Below are 18205 nucleotides of genomic sequence, written 5' to 3'. Positions count from 1 at the left end.
GGGGGGGGGGGGGGGGGGGGGGGGGGGGGGACATGTGGAGTAGCGGGGGCTTAGGCTTCCTCTTCGAGGCGGTCCAGAATCTCCTGCAGCTCTTCCTGCGGGCGGTCCACAGCCACGGCGGTGTCGCCAGAGGACTTCAGGACGGCCTCGGTGACCTTCGGGTCCTTCCACAGTTTGGCCAGCTCGCGGAGGGTCTCGTTGTCAGCGTCCTCTGCACGCACGGCCCACACGTTGATGTACGGCTCGGCCTCGGTGGAGTTCGGGTCATCCTCTGCCACAGCGGACTTCGGGTCGATGCCCGCGCGCTCCAGGAAGGAGTTGTTGATGACAGCCGGCTTGCCCTCGCCGTATGCGGCCGGGGTCTGGGCGGCGTCGACCGGGGTGACCGTGACCTTGGACTTCTTCTCGTCGATGTCGAGCGGAGTCGGGATCAGCGGGCTGTCCTCCTTGAGGGTGACCAGGCCCTCCTGAGCGAGCAGGCCGATAGCGCGGCCCTGGTTCGTGGAGTCATTCGGGATGGCCACTTCCTGGCCCTCAATGCCAGAGAGGTCCTTGTGGTCCTTCCAGTAGATGGCCAGCGGGTAGATCTCGGTGGAGGCGAGCGGGACGAGGTCGGTGCCGTTGCCCTGGTTGTACTTGGCCAAGAACTGCAGGTGTTGGAACTTGTTGGCGGTCAGCTGCCCCTGATCCAGCGCCTGGTTCGGGGTGTTGTAGTCCGCGAAGTTCTCCAGCTTCACGTCGTAGCCGGCCTCCTTGGCCAGGTCCTGGAAGACAGCCCACTCTTCCATGTTGGCGTCGGTGGTGCCGATGGTGATGGTGGAGTCCTTGGTAATTTCTTCGCCGCCGCCTTTGGCTTCAGAGTCCGAGGAATCGGAGGAGCAGGCGACCAGGCCGGTAGCGGCGATGACAGCTGCCGAGGTGGCAGCAAGTACGCGACGGATGCTCATGATGGGTCTTAGTGTCCCTTCTTGGTTGTGCGGCACGTGGTGAGGTACCGCAGGTGATTACACTGCTCGAAAAACTAGCAACGATTGAACCGCTTTGTCTATTCCGATAATTGTTCAACGAAAACCTTGACGGGAATGAGTGTTCGATTATAAGGTGTGGGGCTATGAGGTTCAATGGGGGTGCAGCGCTACCGTGGTCCCGCGTCGAGCGGATCTTGTCTGGCCGCCCAGGCCCCATTCCCGTGTCGGTGGAGCATCTGCCGGACGCTACGGACGCCCCGAAGGCGGGGTACTCTGCCGTGCCCTTTGCGGAGCTGCATGCGGTGAGTTCCTATAGCTTCCTGCAAGGGGCCTCTGAGCCGGAGGAGCTTGTGGCGCGGGCGGTCGAGCTGGGACTGCGGGGAATGGCGCTGGTAGATAGGGATGGCTTCTATGGGCTCATGAAGTTTGCGGAGGCTGCCGCCAAGGTCGGCCTTCCCGCTGTTTTTGGCGCGGAACTGAGCCTCGAACCAGCGCCGCTGACCGTGTTGGCGCGCACTCCGGAGGGCTATCGCCGTTTGTCGCGGCTCATCTCCCGTGCACGTATGGAGGCGGGGGAGAAAGATGCGGTGGTCTATCCGCCGTTGGCGGATATTGCGGCGGAGTTGCAGGAGCATTGTTTCTTTCTTGTGGGGTGGGAATGGGCAGAGAAGTTCGACTATCTGAGCGAAAGAATTAAAATAGACAGCATGGTTTTGGAGTACTCCTGTACCCAAGTTCCGGAGGACGTTGACCACCACGCGCTGCTGGATTCCTGCCCGGTTCCGCGCGCTATCGCTACGGCCCGCCCGGCTGCCGCCACACGGGAACACGCGCGGTTGGCTGGGGCCAAACAAGCCTTGTCCCGGCGCCTCGCGCTTGCCGACGCCTCCCCCAACTCCCACCCCATGGGCTCGTCCTGGCTGCGCTCGGGGGAGCAGATGGCGCAGCTATTTCCAGACCGTCCAGAACTTATCGCGGAAACCGTCCGAGTGCTGGAGGAGTGCAGCTTCACCTGGGAAGCCCTAGCGCCCAACCTGCCGGATTTTGACGTGCCGGAGGGGCATACCGAGATGTCCTGGTTGGAGCACCTCACCTTCGAACGTGCGAAAGCGCGCTACGCCACGCGGCCTAAGGAGATTAGGGAGCGGGCGTGGGAGCAGATGAGGTATGAGTTGGGCGTCGTGAAGCAGCTCGGCTTTCCGGGTTACTTCCTTATTGTGTGCGACTTCGTGGATTTTTGTCGGCGGGAGAATATCCTGTGTCAAGGGCGTGGTTCGGCGGCAAATTCCGCGGTGTGTTTCGCGCTGGGGATTACGAATGCGGAGCCGATTTCCGCGGGTCTGCTCTTTGAGCGCTTCCTTTCCCCGGACCGTGATGGCCCGCCGGATATTGATATTGATATTGAATCAGGCCGCCGCGAGGAGGTTATCCAATACGTCTACGCCACACACGGCCGCGAGCGTGCCGCGCAGGTGGCCAACGTGATTACGTATCGCCGCAAAGGTGCGCTGCGGGATGCAGCCTGGGCGTTGGGCTACCCGCAAGGTTCGGTCGATGCATGGTCGAAAGGTGTGGCTCCTGCGCCTAGCGACGTCGAATCCTTGGCCGAGCAGTTCCTCGGCCAGCCGCGCCACCTGGGTATTCACTCCGGCGGCATGGTGTTGTGTGACCGGCCGATTGCAGATGTCGTGCCCGTGGAATGGGCGCGCATGGAGAACCGTTCGGTGCTGCAGTGGGATAAGGACGATTGTGCTGCAGCCGGCCTGGTGAAGTTCGACATGCTGGGTTTGGGCATGCTCGAGGCCCTGCATCACATGATGGACGTGGTGGAGGAGACCACCGGCCGGAAGGTCAACTTGTGGGAGCTGGACCTGGCGGACCCGGAAGTCTACGACATGCTCTGCCGCGCGGATGCGGTGGGTGTGTTCCAGGTGGAGTCGCGCGCGCAGCTTAATACGCTGCCGAGGCTCAAGCCCCGGGTCTTTTTCGATCTCGTCGTGGAGGTAGCGCTCATCCGTCCGGGTCCCATCCAGGGCGGGTCGGTGCACCCTTACCTGCGCCGCCGCGATGGTAAGGAGCCGGTGGAGTATGACCACCCGGTGCTGGAGAAAACCCTGGGCAAGACGCTGGGCATTCCGCTTTTCCAGGAGCAACTCATGCAGATTGCTGTCGATGCCGCTGGTTTCAGCGGCGCGGAGGCTGATGATTTGCGGCGCGCGATGGGCTCGAAGCGCTCGCCGGCCAAGATGGCAGCACTCAAGCAGCGTTTCTACGACGGATTGCAGGAAACCAACGGGATTGCCGGGGAGGTCGCGGACAAGTTGTGGGCCAAAATTGTGGCTTTCGCCGCCTATGGTTTCCCGGAGTCGCACTCGCAGTCTTTTGCCTCCTTGGTGTATTTTTCGGCGTGGTTTAAGCGCTATTATCCGGCGCAGTTTTGCGTGGGTCTGTTGCGCGCGCAGCCGATGGGTTTCTACTCGCCGCAGTCGCTTATTCAGGATGCACGCCGTCACGGCGTGGAGGTGCTGCCGGCCACCGTCAACGATTCGGGCCGCGAGGCCCGCGCCGTGGTGGGGGAGGATGGCCAGGTACGTATCCGTTTGGGGCTCAACCTCATCAAGGGGTTGGGTGATAAGGCCGCTGACCGCATTGAGGCGGCCGCGCCGTTTGCCGACGTCCCGGATCTCTCCCGCCGCGCCGATCTCACCGTCGATCACGTGGAGGCCCTCGCGGTGGCGGGGGCCTTGGATGTCTTTGGGGTGGATCGTCGCCAAGCGCTGTGGCAGGCGGGTGTGGCTGCGACGGAGCAGGTAGGGATGCTGCCGGGGCTGTCGGCCATCGAGGCGCCGTCCTTGCCGGGCATGAGTGCTTTCGAGCTCATGGCGGCGGATGTGGCGAGTACCGGCGTTACCCACAACCAGCAGCCCATGGAGCAGGTCCGCGGGGCTCTGCGTGCCCGCGGCGTCCTGGCGGCGGCGGACCTGCCGGCCGTGGAGGATGGCACGCGCGTGCGCATCGCCGGAGTGGTCACGCACCGCCAGCGCCCCCAGACCGCAGCTGGTGTGGTGTTCTTCGGCCTGGAGGATGAGACCGGTCTGATGAACGTGATGGTCTCGCCCGGCTTGTGGGCTCGGGATAAGGTGACGGCTCGGACGGCTCCTGCGCTCATCGTGCGCGGTATCGTACAGAATGCCTCCGGCGCGGTTACCGTCGCCGCCGACCAGCTTGAGCCGCTGGCCTTCGGCGAGGCACTCTCGCGCGGCTCGCGGGATTTCCGCTAGGGGTCTTATTCCTTTGAGATGAGCTCGTCGCGGTTCATCTTGCCGGCCAGGGAACGCGCCACGGAGAAGGGCAGCCACACCAGCAGTAGCGAGATGAGCTTGAGGTAGAGCTGGGAGACGAACATGCCATCCATGATGGGCATGGTTCGCGCGCCCCAGGCGATAAGGCCTGTGACTGGCAGCAGAATGACGAGTGCGGCGAGGGAGAACTTGAGGCCGTCGTCGCGGGCTTCGAGGTGCTGCTGCATCTGGTACTCATCGAGCTCCGTCCTGGGCAGGTCAGCGGCACCTATCGCTCCTCGCAGGCGGGCGGTCAGTAGTCCGGTGAGCAGCGTTCCTAGGCAGGCCACCATGAGTGAGGTGAAGGAGTCCCAGAACTGCAGGGGGAGGGACAGGATGATGAGGCAGGAGGAGAGATCGGCCAGGGTGATGTAGCGCTTGCGGGTCTTAACGGAATCGGGAATAGAGGCGGACATGTGCGGGCTAGTCCTTTCGGTAGATTTCGGAGGACATGGGGGTGAATTCGGTCCGGGAGAACACGGCTTCCACGGGTAGGTTGAAGACTTCGCAGATGTTGAAGGCGAGGTCCAAGCTGGGGGAGTGGTCGCCGCGCTCGAGTGCGCCGATGGTTTGGGGGTTGACCCCGATGGCGTCGGCAAGCTGTGCGCGCGTCATGTCCCGTTCAACGCGGAGCACACGGACCCGGTTAAAGAGTGGGCGGGTAGGTTTTTTCTTTGGGGACATACATCACAGTGTTGTATAAACCCAACAACTTGTCAAGAGTTCGTGTTAGGGTGTTGGCATGAACCCCGTATCCCCGTCACTCACGAAAGCCCGCTACATTACGAATTTAAGCTGGGATGTTATCCTCGCCGCCCTCGCTGCCGCCGCAGCGTATTTCTGGTGGGACTGGCTCTATTGGGTCGCTGGCGCGCTCGTTGTGTGGGCGCTCTACGAACTGTGGCTCATCCCCGCGCAGGTCAAAAACTTAGGCTGGCAGGAAACCGCGGACGAGCTGCTGGTCACCCGCGGCAAAATCTGGCACACTTTCACCGTCGTGCCCTATGGCCGCATCCAATTCGTCGACGTCACCGCCGGCCCCGTCGAGCGGGCGATGGGGCTCAAGAAGGTGAAGCTGCACACGGCGTCGCCCAGCAGCGACGCCACCATCCCCGGCCTCCTTGCTGCCGACGCCGACGCCCTGCGCGAGCGCCTCGCCGTCAAGGCACGTGAGAGGATGAGTGGGCTGTGAAGGACCGCGCGCTTATCGACGTCGACGGCTACACCCGCGTCCACCGCCTCACCCCGCTGCTGCGCTTTTGGTCGCTGATCCTGGCGCTGGTGGCCATTTTCGCGGTGAATATCAACGCCTCCATGATTTCGGATGTGGTGTCTTACCTACAGGGCGGCAACCTCGGCGAGGTCGGCCGCGGTACCCTGCTGGGTATCGGCGCCTTCGTGCTGGTGTGCGCAGTGATTTGGCTGGTCTCCGGAATCTGGTGGCGCAAGCTGGGCTACAAGCTCACCGAGGATGAAATCGCGCTGCGCCACGGCGTCATCTCCACGTCCTTCCGCTCCGCGCGCTATGAGCGCATCCAGGCGGTGGACGTCGTGGAATCCATCATCGCGCGCTTGTTGGGTTTGGCCACGGTTCGGGTGGAGACCGCCGGCGGTACCTCGTCGGTGATCAAGATTGAGTACCTGCCCAAAGCGAAAGCAGAAGAGCTGCGCGCGGAGTTGCTGCGGCGCACGAATAAGAACCCTGCCAGTGAGCCGGCGCCGGAAGCGGAGGAAGCCGCCGCGCTGATCCCGGAGATTCCCATACTGCGCACGATTGCCGCTGAGGCGCTGCGCCTGCCCACGCTCCTCGCGGCCCTCGTTATTGGGGGCTTGCTCTTCATCCCGGGTATGTGGACCGCGCTGCTGCCCATCATCGTGGGCTTTGTTGGAAGCGTCTGGGGCTTGGTGGACTCTTCCTGGAAATTCACCGCGCTTCACCACGCCCCCACCAACGCCCTCAACGTCTCTTACGGTCTTGCCGACCGCCGCCGCCAAACCATCCGCATTAGCCGCATCCACGGCATGCGGGTAAGCCAGCCCTTCTTATGGCGGCGCTTCGGCTGGTACGAGGTGCACGTCTCTGTAGCTGGTTATGGCGCGAAGGGCAGCGGTAAGCAGTCCGGTTCCACTCGCATCCTGCCGGTGGGTACCCGCGAGCAGGCGCTGGAGCTTTTAGAGCTCATCTCCGATCTGGATCGTGCGCAGATTGAGGATTTCGCGCGCCCCGAAGGGCACACCCAGCCCACTTATACCTCCCCGCGCCGGGCGACGTGGATCAGCCCCCTCGACCGCAAGCAGCAGTCGGTGACGCTCGTGGATTCCCCGCTTCCCGTGACCATCGTGCACCGCGGCCGCATTAACCGCCGCGTCATGGTGATTGGAACCCCGCACATCCAGGAGCTCACGCTGAAAGTGGGGCCGTTGGGGCACCTTGCGGGCGTGCGGACCGTGCGCTTCGACCTCGTGGCTGGCCCCGTGAAGATGGCTGGTCAAGACCTCACGCCTGCCGACGCCTCCGAGCTCCTCACCCGCCTGCGCTCCCGCCGCCTGCCTGCCATGGAGTCAGCGCTAAGTCCCATGGACTCATCCGTCAACATCTCACAGGTTGAGCCGCGGCAGAACCCACGTGAAGACTCCCGTGACAGCGCGGTTAGGGGCAGCGACGAAGCTTAAGCAGAACCGGCCCACGCGTGCTGCTGGGGCCGGCACACGCCGAGGCCGCCGAACAGGACCCGCATCCGCCCGCGGGGCAGGAGCCGAGTGGCTCCATATCGAGTACCCCGCTGGCGGTGAGGTGATCCAGGATGAGGTCCACCGTGCCGGGCTCCAGCCCGGTCTGTGCCGCGATGGCCGCCCGCGAGCGCACGCCGGATTCGATGGCTTCCTGCACGGCCTGGATGGGGGAGGCGGGCATTAGATAAACACCTTCAGAATCTGGAAGGCCGCTACAGCCAGCACCCACGCTGTGGCCAGCTGGACGCCGAAGCCGAAGAGCGTCCAGCGCCAGCCAATCTCTCGCCGCTGCGCGGCAATCGTGGCCACGCAGGGCGTGTAGGCCAGCAGGAAGAGCATGTAGGCCCACACCGCGGCGAGGGGATGACCGTCAGAAGCCTGCTCGAAGTCCGCGCGCACGTGATCGCTGAGCGCGCTATGGGATTGTTCCTCCGCGGAGGCGTCGGTGACATCCTCGACCGCGTAGGTCTGCGCCCACGTCGAAATCAGCGCCTCCTTGGCCACGAAACCAGTGACTAGCGGACCCGCCAAGGACCACGAGTCGAAGCCGGCCGGGGCAAAGGCTGGAGCGATGGCGTGCGCGACCGCCCCGTAGGCCGAATCCTCCGGCGCCGGCGGTTCTCCCCAGGAGGAGTCCTGGACCGCCGCACCCACCGGGATGGCCATGAGCAGCCACACCACGACCACGGTGCTCACGATGATGCCACCGGCCGTCTGCAAGAAGCCCTTCAAGCGCGTCCACATCACGCTCAGTGCTAGGCGCACGGTGGGCAGCTGGTACGTCGGCAAATCAATAACCAGTGCCTCTTCCGGAACCGCGCGCCACAGAGTCTTGCGCAGCACCAAACCCACGAGCACGAGCAGCGCGATGGAAATGACGTACATGATGAACACCACGCTGCCGGCATGATCTGGGAAAAACGTGGCCGAAAGCATGACGAAGACCACCAAGCGCGCCGAGCACGAGGTAAACGGAATGAGCAGCGCGGTCATGATGCGATGCCGCGGGCTGCCCAGCACGCGCGTGGCCGAGATCGCCGGCACGTTGCAGCCAAAGCCCACGACAATGGGGATGAAAGCCTTGCCCGGCAGACCGATGGCCCGCATGAGACGGTCCGTGACCACCGCGGCACGCGCCATGTAGCCGGAATCCTCCAACACCGCCAAGCACAAGAACATCAGCGCCATGAGCGGGGCGAAGGTGAGGACCATGCCGACGCCGCCGATGAGGCCGTCGACAAGCAGGCCCGTGATGAGAGGGTGGCCTAAGCCGATGGCTTCTAGCCCCGCCCGCGCCCAGTCACTCAAGGGGCCCGAGACCAGTGCCTCCAGGCCATCCTGGAGGGGAGCGGCCACGGTGGTGGTGATCTGGAAGACCACCCACATCACGGCCAGAAACAGCAGCGGTCCCACCACCGGGTGGAGGGCCACCGCATCGAGGCGGTGGGAGAGGGGCGTGGCGTGCTCGACCTCGCTCACCGAGGCCTTCGCCGCCGCATCCAACTCCGCGAAGCGGGCCTCCAAACCTGCGTCCTCGCGCAGCTGCACGGGCTCAGCCGCCAGAGAATCAACAACAACCTCTCGCAGCTTCTCGACGCCCTCCCGCTTACGCCCATCAACCACCACCACCGGGATGGAGGTGGATTCAGCGAGCGCAACGGGATCCACTGTTTGGCCCTGGTTGAGGGCCACGTCGGTCTTCGTCAGCGCGATGATGAGGCGGTAGGGCTGCTCCGCTAACTGGAGCGCGACGTTGAGGCCGCGCGCCACGGCGCTGGCATCGACGACCACGACGACGGCGTCGGGGCGCTCATCATCTGGGCAATCGATGAGCATGGCGCGGGTCAGCGCCTCATCGGGGCTGAGCGGGTCGAGTGAGTAGGTGCCGGGAAAATCGATGAGATCGGCGGTTGCGTCACCGATCTTCCACGCACCGCGGCTGACCTCAACCGTGGTTCCCGGCCAGTTGCCGGTCTGCGCCTTCGCGCCGGTCAGGGCGTTAAAGAGAGTGGACTTGCCAGAGTTGGGGGAGCCAACGAGCGCGATGATGGGCGCGCCAGCAGGGGCTACCGCGCCGCCCGGATCGCCGTGACAGCTGGGTTTCGTGGTGGACATGGCTTAGACCTCGATGGCCTGCAGTGTCGCCTTATCGATGGCGTAGCGGCAGCTGCCCACCGAGACAACACGCGCGCCACCGGCCACGCGCGGGCCCATGATTAGCGTGGCGCCGGGGCGGATTCCCAGCTCGCCGAGGCGCACCGCCAGTGCGGCGTCGCAGGTGCAGGAGATGCACTCGTCTCTCAGGGTGATGGTGCACCCCGTGGGGATAGCGTCGGCGGTTTGTCGTGGGCGCTCAGATAACTTCACGGTGAGCCCTCTTCCTTAAATAAGCACTACCGAATAAGCATTACCTTTATAGGTTACCCTTAGTAAACATAGGTCCGTCTAGGTTTTGAGGGCTATCTCTTAGGTGATCCTCACCACGCGGCGCAGGTACGCCGCGTATCAAGCGAGTGGATTGGTCCAGCTGCTGACCTGGCGCAGCCTCTGGCGATTCTTCAGCCGCGATTGGCCTAGCTTGCGGGACATGCGGTCCAGAATCTGGATGGCCTCCGTGATGTGCGGCCCCTTGTTGAGCATGACGCACTCCGCGCGCAGCGCATAGCCAGCGTCCGTGATTTCCGCGCGGGAGGGAAGCCCGGTCTTGGCCAGGGTCTCCAGAACCTGCGTGGCCATGATGACCGGGATGTGGGCCGCCTCCGCGACCTTCATGATGCGCCCCGGCACCTGGACCATCTCCTCGAATCCCAACTCCACGGCCAAGTCACCGCGCGCAATCATGATGCCGAACTTGGCGTGCCGCATCCCCTCCAGCAACACACTTCCCAGCTGCTCATAAGCCGGAACCGTCTCAATCTTGAGCACGATGCCTAGGTCACGCACGCGCTGCGCCATCTCCTCCGATTCCTGCTCGGCGGCAATCGCCTCAAGCGTGTCATAGAGGAAGGCCACATCAGCCGGCGTGCGGATGAAAGAAACCGCCGCGATATCGCAGTGCGTGGCCACAAAACGAAGTGCTTCGATGTCTTCCTCGGTGAGGCTGGGCAGCGGGACGTCGGTATCCGGCAGGTTGATTCCCTTATAGGCGGCCAGGTTGGTGCCGGTCGGTCCCGCATGCTCCACGGTGACGACGGCCTCGTGCGCCGCACCATTCTCCCGCACCTCGCGGACGCGGCCGGCGATGGCGCCATCATCGAAAATCACCCGGTGCCCCACTTTGAGCGCGCCAACCACCTCCGGCAGCGTGCACCCAATCGTGGTCACCTCGCCCTCGACGATGCGCGCCGGCTCCTGCGAAGTGCTCAGCACCAACTCCTCGCCGCGGTGCAGGCGAATCTTCTGCTCCAGTGCCGGAACCCCATGCACCTGCGTGGTGTCCCCGCCGTGGCTCAACACCGTTCCCTCGGCGAGGTAGCAGTTGCGATCACCGTGCAGCACCGCCACGCCTGCTTCCGCGCTCTCCACGGTGAACACACGCGAGCGCCCGCGCGCTTCCGTGAAGCGCACCTCGCTGCCGGGGTGCAGGCGGGCCAACCACTCGTCATCCACCTCCAGCGCTACCGCCGGGCGGGCCGCGCTTGGCGACGCCTCCCCCGCCACCCCGTGGGCGCGGGTAGAGGAGGGGGCGTCGTGAAGCACGAGCGTTGCTGGGCTCAGCAGCTCGCCCGCAGCGGTGCGCTCGCCGCGCACGCGAATGACCTGCGGACCCGGCTCGATGCTGCCGGTGCGGACCTTGGGGCCAGCAATATCGCAGGAAATCAGAATCTCGCGCCCCACCTCTTCAGCGGCGCGGTGGACGTGCTCCACCATCTTTGTCCACGCCGCCTGGTCATCGTGCGCACAGTTGATGCGGGCTAACTCCATGCCCGCGCGGGCGAAACCGAGGACCAGTTCATAATCCTCCGCGGCCTCAGCAGGAAGAGTCACCATGATGCGCGCGTGCGTGTCCTCCTGGGTAGGGCCGAGGAGGGCTTCGGTGTTGGCGTCGAGGATATCGTCCGCGTCAGCATAAGCCGTGGCGATGGGCTGCACAGGATAGGTTGGCGCGTGGCCATCGAAGGCGTCGAGCACGTTGCGCGCGGCGTGGAGGCGCTCAAGCACTGCGGGCTCCGGGTGGCTGAGGCTCGTGGCGCCCAACGCCGTGAGGCCTTCCTGGAGTTCGACGGCGTCTTGGGAGCGCAATTCCATGTAGCGCACGAGGTTGACCGCGCCGGGGCGGTGGATGGGATCCACGCGCGCGATCTGCGTGGCGTGGGCGACAGACGAAGCTTCGACGCGGGTGATGAGGGAATCAAGCAGTGGGCGCAGGCTAGGCAAGGTGTCTCCTTCGGTGTGAAAGTTCACCCACATTGTGCCGCGACTTGTTAGACCGCGCCACGGAAGCCGAGCTGCCGCCAGGCCTCATACACGGCTGTCGACGCCGCGTTGGATAGATTCATCGAGCGTCGCGCTGGCATCATGGGGATGCGCACGCGCTCCGTTACCCGCGGGTGAAAGGCGTGTTCCTCCGGCAGGCCCGTGGGTTCGGTGCCGAAAAGCAGGACATCGCCCTCCTGGTATTCCACGTCGGTGAACCACTTGTCCGTGTGGGTGGTGAAAGCGAAAACGCGCGCGCCGGGCAAGCTGTCCATGCAGGCGTCGAAATCCTTGTGGATCGTGAGGTCCGCTAAGTCGTGGTAGTCCAAGCCCGCGCGCTTGAGGTGTTTGTCCTCGAAGTTGAAGCCGAGCGGCTCGATGAGGTGCAGGCTCGCGCCCGTGACGGCGGCGGTGCGGATGGCATTGCCGGTGTTGGTAGGGATCACGGGGTTGTCGAAGACGATGTGCAAGCTGCTCATAGGCATCAGTCTAGGATGGTGTGCATGAGCGCTACCAAACTAGATGGCAACTTGTACCGCGACGAGATTTTTGAGGACCTGGCCCAGCGCGTGGCCGCCCTCAAAGAGAAGGGGATTACCCCGGGCCTGGCTACGGTCTTGGTGGGCGATGATCCGGGTTCGCATTCCTACGTGAAGATGAAGCACCGTGATTGCGAGAAGCTTGGTATCAACTCGATTCGCAAGGACCTGCCGGGAGATATCTCCCAGGAGGAGCTGGAGCGCGTCATCGAGGAACTCAACAATGATGACGCCTGCACTGGCTACATCGTGCAGCTGCCGCTGCCGAAGCACCTGGATGAAAACCGCGTGCTCGAGCTCATCGATCCGGCCAAGGACGCTGATGGCCTGCACCCGATCAACCTGGGCAAGCTGGTGCTCAACGAGGAAGCCCCGCTGCCCTGCACTCCGAATGGCTGCATCCACCTGCTGCGCCGCTTTGGGGTAGAGCTCGATGGCGCCAAGGTCGTGGTTATTGGCCGCGGCGTGACCGTGGGCCGCCCGATTGGTCTGATGCTCACCCGCCGCAGCGAAAACTCCACGGTGACGCTGTGCCACACTGGCACCAAGGACCTCGCTGCGGAGACCCGTGAGGCCGATGTCATTATCGCGGCAGCCGGCAAGGCACACATGCTCACCGCCGACATGGTCAAGGAAGGTGCTGCGGTTCTCGACGTCGGCGTGTCCCGCGTTGACGGCAAACTCGCCGGCGACGTGGCCGAGGACGTCTGGGTGAAGGCCGGCTACGTCTCCCCGAACCCGGGCGGCGTGGGGCCGCTGACGCGCGCATTCCTGGTCAGCAATATCGTCGAGCGCGCCGAAAAGCTTGCCGCTCACTAACGGCGCAACACGAACGCCCAAGTAATGAGCATGTCCCCACAATCAGACGAAAACCCGCAACGCAGAGAGCGACGAACACCCCGGCGCCCAGCTCAGGGCCCTGTTCAAGGCCAGCCTCGAAGCCAGACTGAAAGCCAAGCCCGCGGGAAAACCACGCCACCGGTGTCCCTGTCGAACCCGCACGATGCGCACCTGAAGCCCTCGGCGCTGCCGCCGGCTCTCCAGTGGCTGGCCATCGGCCTGTTCGTCGTGGCGGTTGTGGTGTCGGGTTTCTATGCCGTGTTCGAGCACTGGCGCCGCGCCACGCTGCTGCTGGGCGGGGCGCTGGTGTGGCTCACGGTGGTCCGCTTGACCTGCGACTCCTCGCGGGTCGGCGTGCTCGCGGTGCGCTCCCGGCGCTTCGATGCCTGCTTTACAGGCATCTTGGGCGCGGCGATGGTGTTCATGGCCTTCTCCATCGACGCGCTGGGCTCTTAGATGTAATATTCATCGCCCACGTACGCAGGGCCCACATCGAGGCCATTCGGCGCGGAGAGCAGCAGGAAGTTGCGCAGGATGCGGTTCATCTGCCGGGTCTCCGTCAGGAAGGCGTCGTGGCCCACGGGGGAGACAATCTTGGCCATCGCCAGCAGGTGGTTGACGTTGCGGGAGATGTGCTCCTGCTGGTGATAGGGGTAGAGGATATCCGTGTCCACGCCCACGACCATCGTCGGCACCTGGGATGCCGCCAACGCTTTGATGAGCCCGCCGCGCCCGCGGCCGACGTCATGCCGGTTCAACGCCTCCGTGAGCACCACGTAGGAACCCGCATCGAAGCGCTCGGTGAGTTTCGCCCCCTGGTAATCCAGGTAGGAGTTCACCGCGAAACGCTGATTGAGCTGGCGGTGCGGCCCCAAGGGATTCTCGCCTTGCTGTGCGGTAGCGCCGAAGCGCTCGTCGATCTCCTGCTCGCCGCGATACGTCAAATGCGCGATGCGGCGCGCCGCTGCCAGACCATCCCGCGGAGTCTTGTCCGTGAGGTAGTAATTTCCGCCATGCCAAAACGGGTCGCGCTCGATGGCGGAAATCTGCGCGGATTGGATGCCAATCTGCCAGCCCGAAGCCCGAGCAGACACCGCAATTACGCACACCGCGGACACGCTTTCCGGGTGCAGCAAGCTCCACTCCAGCGTGCGCGCGCCGCCCATCGAGCCGCCGAGTACCGCGTGCACGCGGGAAATACCCAGCTGCGTCAAGCAGTCGTGCTCAGCCTCCACCAAGTCCCGAATCGACAGCGCCGGGAAGCGCCCGCCCCACGGCTTTCCATCCGGGTGCAGCGACTTCGGCCCCGTCGAGCCATTGCAGCCGCCCAGCGCATTGGTCGCGATAACGCACCAGCGCGTGGTGTCCAAAGCCTTGCCAGGCCCCACCAGGTCGGACCACCAGTCCGCCACATTGGAATCCCCGGTCAGCGCGTGCTCAACCACCAAGACATTGTTGACGCCGTCCGGGTCGCCGGCGAAAGCGCCCCAGCGTTGGTAGGCCACGTGGGCGTCGGCAAGCACGGCGCCTGCTTCCGTGGTGAAATCACCGATGGGGACGACGGTGAGCTCGCCTTCGGGCGCGAGTTCCGGGATGGCGCTAACCAATGGCCGCGAACCCACGCTCGAGGTCGGCGATGATGTCGTTGACATCCTCGATGCCCACCGACAGGCGCACCGTGGCCTGCGTAATGCCCGCGGCCTTGAGCGCTGCCTCGTCGGACTGGGAGTGCGTGGTGGTCGCCGGGTGCACCACCAATGAGCGAGTATCGCCGATGTTGGCCAGGTTCGAGTGCAGCTTCAGCGCATCGATAAACGCCCACGCCTCCTCGCGGCCGCCGTCGATGTCGAAGGAGAGCACGGAGCCGGTGTAGGCGTAACCGAGCTTCTCCTTGGTGGCCTTGTACGGCGAGGAGTCCAAGCCGGCGTAATTGACGGTGGTGACCTTGGCGTGGGACTCCAGGTACTCAGCCACGGCCTGGGCGTTGGCATTGTGCTTCTCGACGCGCAACTGCAACGTCTCGATGCCATTCAGCGTCAGCCAGGCGTTGAAGGGGGAGATGGCGGCACCGGTATCGCGCAGCAGGCCCGCACGCGCCTTGATGGCGAAGGCCGGGGCGCCCAGGTCGGCGTACTTGAGGCCGTGGTAAGCCTCGTCTGGGGTGACGAAGTAGGGGAAAACAGGCTCGCCGTCGCGGGTGACGGTCCAGTCGAAGGAGCCGCCGTCGATGATGGCACCACCGATGGCGGAGCCATTGCCGGTATAGAACTTGGTGGTGGAAACCACGACGATGTCCGCGCCCAGCTCCAGCGGGCGGGCGAGCGCGCCGGTGGCGATGGTGTTATCCACGATGAGCGGGACCTGGTTCTTGTGGGCTACCTCGGCGATGGCAGGGATGTCGAGAACATCGGCGACTGGGTTGCCGAAGGTCTCGCCGTAAAAAGCCTTCGTGTTTGGCTGGACGGCGTCCTGCCAGGAGGCCGGGTCATCCGGGTTCTCGACGAGGGTGACGTCAATGCCGAGGCGCTTCAAGGTCACGGTAAAGAGCGTGGAGGTGCCGCCGTAGAGGCGCGGGGAGGTCACGATATGGTCGCCGGCGGAGGCCAGGTTCAGGATGGCCGCGGTTTCGGCGGCCTGGCCGGAGGCGAAAGCTACGGCGGCGACGCCGCCCTCGAGGGAAGCGAGGCGCTCCTCGAGTGCGTCCTGGGTGGGGTTGGTCAGGCGGGTATAAATCGGGCCGGCATCCGAGAGGTTGAAGCGGTTGGCGGCGTGCTCGGCGTCGTTGAAGACATACGAGGTGGTTTGGTAAATCGGAACGTTGCGTGCGTTGGTGGAGCCGTCCAGGTTCTGTCCGGCGTGGAGGGCGCGGGTCGCGAACGACCACTCGTTGACTTCGGAATTATCGTATTTGGTGCTCATGCCACAAAGGCTAGACCAAGCGGTTCAGTGCTGTTAGTGGCTTTCTGGAAACCGCAGGCAAGCCCGAGAATAAAAATAGACCGAGCGGTTGGTTTGGAGGCCCGTGTGTGCTGTAGACCTCCCTGCAGCGCGAAGGCTCAAGGCCGCTGTTGGATGTCGATGCTTTCCCCAACATGCAGGCGCTGGTAGCCGGTCACCCCGGCGCGCTGGAGCATGCCGTCGGTGATGTGCTTGCCGGCGTCGGACAGTACGGCGTCATGGATGGGCACCGTCAGCCGCGCGCCGATGCGCATGGCGTAATCCGCGGCGTCCGCCCCGCGCACCCACGGGCCGGCGATGGGGAGCAGGAGGACATTTACCGTGCGTCCCTTCGGGACGCACCATTGGTCGCCGGGGTGCAGCACACCATTAAAGAAATAACCTAGGTTCTCCGGGCGCGGGATATTGGGGTGGATTTCCTCGTGAAGCCCGCCCACCGCGTGAATCTCAAGGCCCAGAACCGTGAACGTCTCTCCAGCATGCACGATGGTGCCGGAGCCGAGGGCGTCGATGGCTTCCTGCGTTCCCCACACTGGCAGGCCGCTTGCACGCACGGCATCGACGTCGAGGTGATCGCCGTGCGCGTGCGTGAGCAGCACCGCCTCAGCGCCTTCCAGGCAGCTGAGGTCTGAAAGGGGGCCGGGGTCGATGACGATGCGCCCCTGGGGAGCCTCGACAGCCACGGCGGATTGCCCATGCAGAGAAACCTTCATGATCCCCACGCTAGCCAAAAGTAAAGGAATACAGCGAGAGGCCTTCGCTTACTTCCAGCTCGATTGTTTCGGTGTGATTGTCCGGTTCCCTGACGAGATCCACCGTGCCGTCCTCGGTGATGTCGAAGGTGCGGACCGAACCATTCGCGCGGTGCACGCGAACCGTTCCTTGCCCTGATGCCACGAGCTGTACCCAGGCGGCGCGATAATTCAGTCGCAGCCGCGCGTTAGGTCCGGCGGTGATGGGCTGGTCGGCCAAAGTCCACGTCCCGCCCAGCGAATACTGACCTAACGGCGGCTCGCTCGTGGTGAACTGGTGCGTGCCGTCGTGGTAATCGGGGTTGGTGAAATACTGTGCGCGTGCGGTGCCGAGGTAGGTCTCCGGCGAGCGCGGAGCGCTGTGAGCATCGGCGGCTTCAATGGGCTCAGGCAGTTCTATGCTGGGGTCGCGCTCGAGGAGAAGCTCACGAATGAGGCGCTCGGTCTCGGCGTAGTCGCCCTCGCCGTGGTGGGATTGGCGCAACATGCCGTGCTTGTCGACGAGATAGTGCGCCGGCCAGTACCGATTCCCAAAGTTCTTCCACGTGGCGAAGTCATTATCCTGTGCCACTGGATACTCGATTCCCTGCTCGCGGGCCGCACGGCGCACGTTGTCGGCCTCGTGCTCGAAAGCGTACTCCGGTGCATGGATTCCGATGATGTCGAAGCCGTAGTCCTTGTAATGCGCATAGAGCTTGGTCAGGTGCGTGTTGTTGCGCTGGCAGTTGATGCAGGTATAAGCCCAAAAATCGATGAGCGTGACCTTGCCGGAGGTGCGCGGATCGACGGGCGCATCCGTGTTGAACCAGCCGGTCAATCCTGCAAATTCGGGGACAGGGGTTCCTTCCGCTGTGCGGGTGGCCTGTTCAACGGGCGTGGCGCCGGCGTTGATGCTGGGGAGTTTCTGCTGCAGCCACGCGGGCGCGCCGAGTGAGATGGCGCCGGCCATGGCGATCACCACAATTCCCGCGGTGACGCGTACCTCGCGTTGGTGGGAGCGGAAAGCATCGACGCGTTTGCCCACCTCGTTGCCGCCTAAGGCGAAAGCCAGCAGCGGGATCGCCACGCCGAGGGCGAAGGAGAGACAGAGGAGGAGGATGTGGGCGTCGACAGTCCCGGTGGCGCCCGCCACGGAGATTGCGGCCAGTGCTGGGCCCGCGCAGGGAACGAAGACAGCCCCCATGGCTAGGCCGACAATGAAGCCACTCTTGTCGCGGGCTGTGGCTTGCAAGCCGCCAGCTTTCGGCAGCTTCTGGAAAGGCCACTCGAGGGCTTCCTGCACGCGAGGGAACACCATTCCCAGGCCCACGAGAACGAGCAGCGCGATTCCCACTTTCCACAGGATGTCGGCGGGCAGGCCCAGGGCATTGAGCAGCGTTGTGGCGAAAAGAGTGACGAGGCTAAAACTCGTCACCAGCCCGCCGACGACCTGCCAGGGGCGCCACCGTGAGCCGCCGCTGACTGCGAGGACCAGCGGCAAGACCGGCAAGATGCAGGGCGAGATGCCGGTGATAAGACCACCGGTAAACCCGATGAATAGCGTAGATAACATCCTGTGCTCCTTCGCTTGTGATGCGGTGTGCGTATGCAACTAGTTCGGAACACGAGTGAAAAGCGGATTGCTTTTAAATCCATCCAATCCGCATCGCAGGGTGGCT

16 protein-coding genes are annotated in these 18205 nt (G+C 64.2%); 5 read left to right on the top strand and 11 right to left on the bottom strand.

The genetic code is table 11. From position 1 onward, the window contains the following. Positions 1–50: 50 nt before the first annotated feature. Positions 51–947: a MetQ/NlpA family ABC transporter substrate-binding protein gene (locus HMPREF2565_RS11050; RefSeq protein ID WP_071407370.1), complete on the bottom strand. Its 897-nt coding sequence runs from the start codon at positions 945–947 to the stop codon at positions 51–53. A gap of 164 nt (positions 948–1111) precedes the next feature. On the opposite strand from HMPREF2565_RS11050, the gene HMPREF2565_RS11045 reads away from it, so the two are divergent. Then, a complete protein-coding gene (locus HMPREF2565_RS11045; RefSeq protein WP_071407369.1) occupies positions 1112–4249 on the top strand; it encodes an error-prone DNA polymerase in 3138 nt (1045 codons plus the stop codon). Positions 4250–4254: 5 nt separating this feature from the next. On the opposite strand, the gene HMPREF2565_RS11040 is transcribed toward HMPREF2565_RS11045, so the two are convergent. Beyond that, a complete protein-coding gene (locus tag HMPREF2565_RS11040) occupies positions 4255–4725 on the bottom strand; it encodes a hypothetical protein (RefSeq protein ID WP_070511396.1) in 471 nt (156 codons plus the stop codon). A 7-nt stretch (positions 4726–4732) separates the two neighbouring features. Further along, positions 4733–4993: a helix-turn-helix transcriptional regulator gene (locus HMPREF2565_RS11035; protein WP_039673876.1), complete on the bottom strand. Its 261-nt coding sequence runs from the start codon at positions 4991–4993 to the stop codon at positions 4733–4735. A 58-nt stretch (positions 4994–5051) separates the two neighbouring features. Between HMPREF2565_RS11035 and HMPREF2565_RS11030 the strand changes: the two genes are divergently transcribed. Next, positions 5052–5501, top strand: a complete 450-nt coding sequence (locus HMPREF2565_RS11030) for a PH domain-containing protein (protein WP_071407368.1) — start codon at positions 5052–5054, stop codon at positions 5499–5501. Then, positions 5498–6982 carry a PH domain-containing protein gene (locus HMPREF2565_RS11025; RefSeq protein ID WP_246819149.1) on the top strand — a complete coding sequence of 495 codons (1485 nt, stop codon included), beginning with the start codon at positions 5498–5500 and terminating at the stop codon, positions 6980–6982. Before HMPREF2565_RS11030 ends, HMPREF2565_RS11025 begins: the two co-directional genes overlap by 4 nt. Before the next feature lie 240 nt (positions 6983–7222). Here the strand turns inward: HMPREF2565_RS11025 and feoB are convergent, their stop codons facing one another. The 4 genes from feoB to HMPREF2565_RS11000 all read right to left on the bottom strand — a co-directional run bounded on the left by feoB (position 7223) and on the right by HMPREF2565_RS11000 (position 11937). Then, positions 7223–9157 (bottom strand): ferrous iron transport protein B, encoded by a 1935-nt coding sequence (gene feoB / locus HMPREF2565_RS11015; protein WP_049157082.1) that lies wholly within the window; start codon positions 9155–9157, stop codon positions 7223–7225. 3 nt (positions 9158–9160) lie between these two features. Further along, the gene (locus HMPREF2565_RS11010) at positions 9161–9409 is read right to left on the bottom strand and encodes a FeoA family protein (protein WP_046648388.1); all 249 of its coding nucleotides are present in this window, start codon (positions 9407–9409) and stop codon (positions 9161–9163) included. Positions 9410–9547: 138 nt separating this feature from the next. Then, positions 9548–11452 carry a pyruvate kinase gene (locus tag HMPREF2565_RS11005; protein WP_071407367.1) on the bottom strand — a complete coding sequence of 635 codons (1905 nt, stop codon included), beginning with the start codon at positions 11450–11452 and terminating at the stop codon, positions 9548–9550. A 14-nt stretch (positions 11453–11466) separates the two neighbouring features. Further along, positions 11467–11937 (bottom strand): tRNA (cytidine(34)-2'-O)-methyltransferase, encoded by a 471-nt coding sequence (locus HMPREF2565_RS11000; protein WP_049157085.1) that lies wholly within the window; start codon positions 11935–11937, stop codon positions 11467–11469. A gap of 24 nt (positions 11938–11961) precedes the next feature. Here HMPREF2565_RS11000 and HMPREF2565_RS10995 point away from each other — a divergent pair, with 24 nt between their 5' ends. Beyond that, entirely contained in the window at positions 11962–12816 is an 855-nt protein-coding gene (locus HMPREF2565_RS10995) for a bifunctional methylenetetrahydrofolate dehydrogenase/methenyltetrahydrofolate cyclohydrolase (RefSeq protein ID WP_070754619.1), read from the top strand. Positions 12817–12978: 162 nt separating this feature from the next. Then, positions 12979–13293: a DUF3017 domain-containing protein gene (locus HMPREF2565_RS10990; protein WP_049157087.1), complete on the top strand. Its 315-nt coding sequence runs from the start codon at positions 12979–12981 to the stop codon at positions 13291–13293. Here HMPREF2565_RS10990 and HMPREF2565_RS10985 read toward each other — a convergent pair. The 4 genes from HMPREF2565_RS10985 to HMPREF2565_RS10970 all read right to left on the bottom strand — a co-directional run bounded on the left by HMPREF2565_RS10985 (position 13290) and on the right by HMPREF2565_RS10970 (position 18099). Beyond that, the gene (locus HMPREF2565_RS10985) at positions 13290–14489 is read right to left on the bottom strand and encodes a homoserine O-acetyltransferase MetX (RefSeq protein WP_232760942.1); all 1200 of its coding nucleotides are present in this window, start codon (positions 14487–14489) and stop codon (positions 13290–13292) included. The two genes, HMPREF2565_RS10990 and HMPREF2565_RS10985, sit on opposite strands and share 4 nt — an antisense overlap. After that, entirely contained in the window at positions 14437–15756 is a 1320-nt protein-coding gene (locus HMPREF2565_RS10980; protein WP_071407366.1) for an O-acetylhomoserine/O-acetylserine sulfhydrylase, read from the bottom strand. Before HMPREF2565_RS10980 ends, HMPREF2565_RS10985 begins: the two co-directional genes overlap by 53 nt. Positions 15757–15893: 137 nt before the next feature. Beyond that, positions 15894–16508, bottom strand: a complete 615-nt coding sequence (locus HMPREF2565_RS10975) for an MBL fold metallo-hydrolase (protein WP_071407406.1) — start codon at positions 16506–16508, stop codon at positions 15894–15896. 10 nt (positions 16509–16518) lie between these two features. Continuing rightward, positions 16519–18099: a redoxin family protein gene (locus HMPREF2565_RS10970; RefSeq protein WP_071407365.1), complete on the bottom strand. Its 1581-nt coding sequence runs from the start codon at positions 18097–18099 to the stop codon at positions 16519–16521. Positions 18100–18205 lie beyond the last annotated feature (106 nt).

Origin of the sequence: Corynebacterium sp. HMSC072A04, from assembly GCF_001809235.1 — a bacterium.
Taxonomy (GTDB): domain Bacteria; phylum Actinomycetota; class Actinomycetes; order Mycobacteriales; family Mycobacteriaceae; genus Corynebacterium; species Corynebacterium hiratae.
This window is presented reverse-complemented; position numbering and strand designations above follow the sequence as displayed.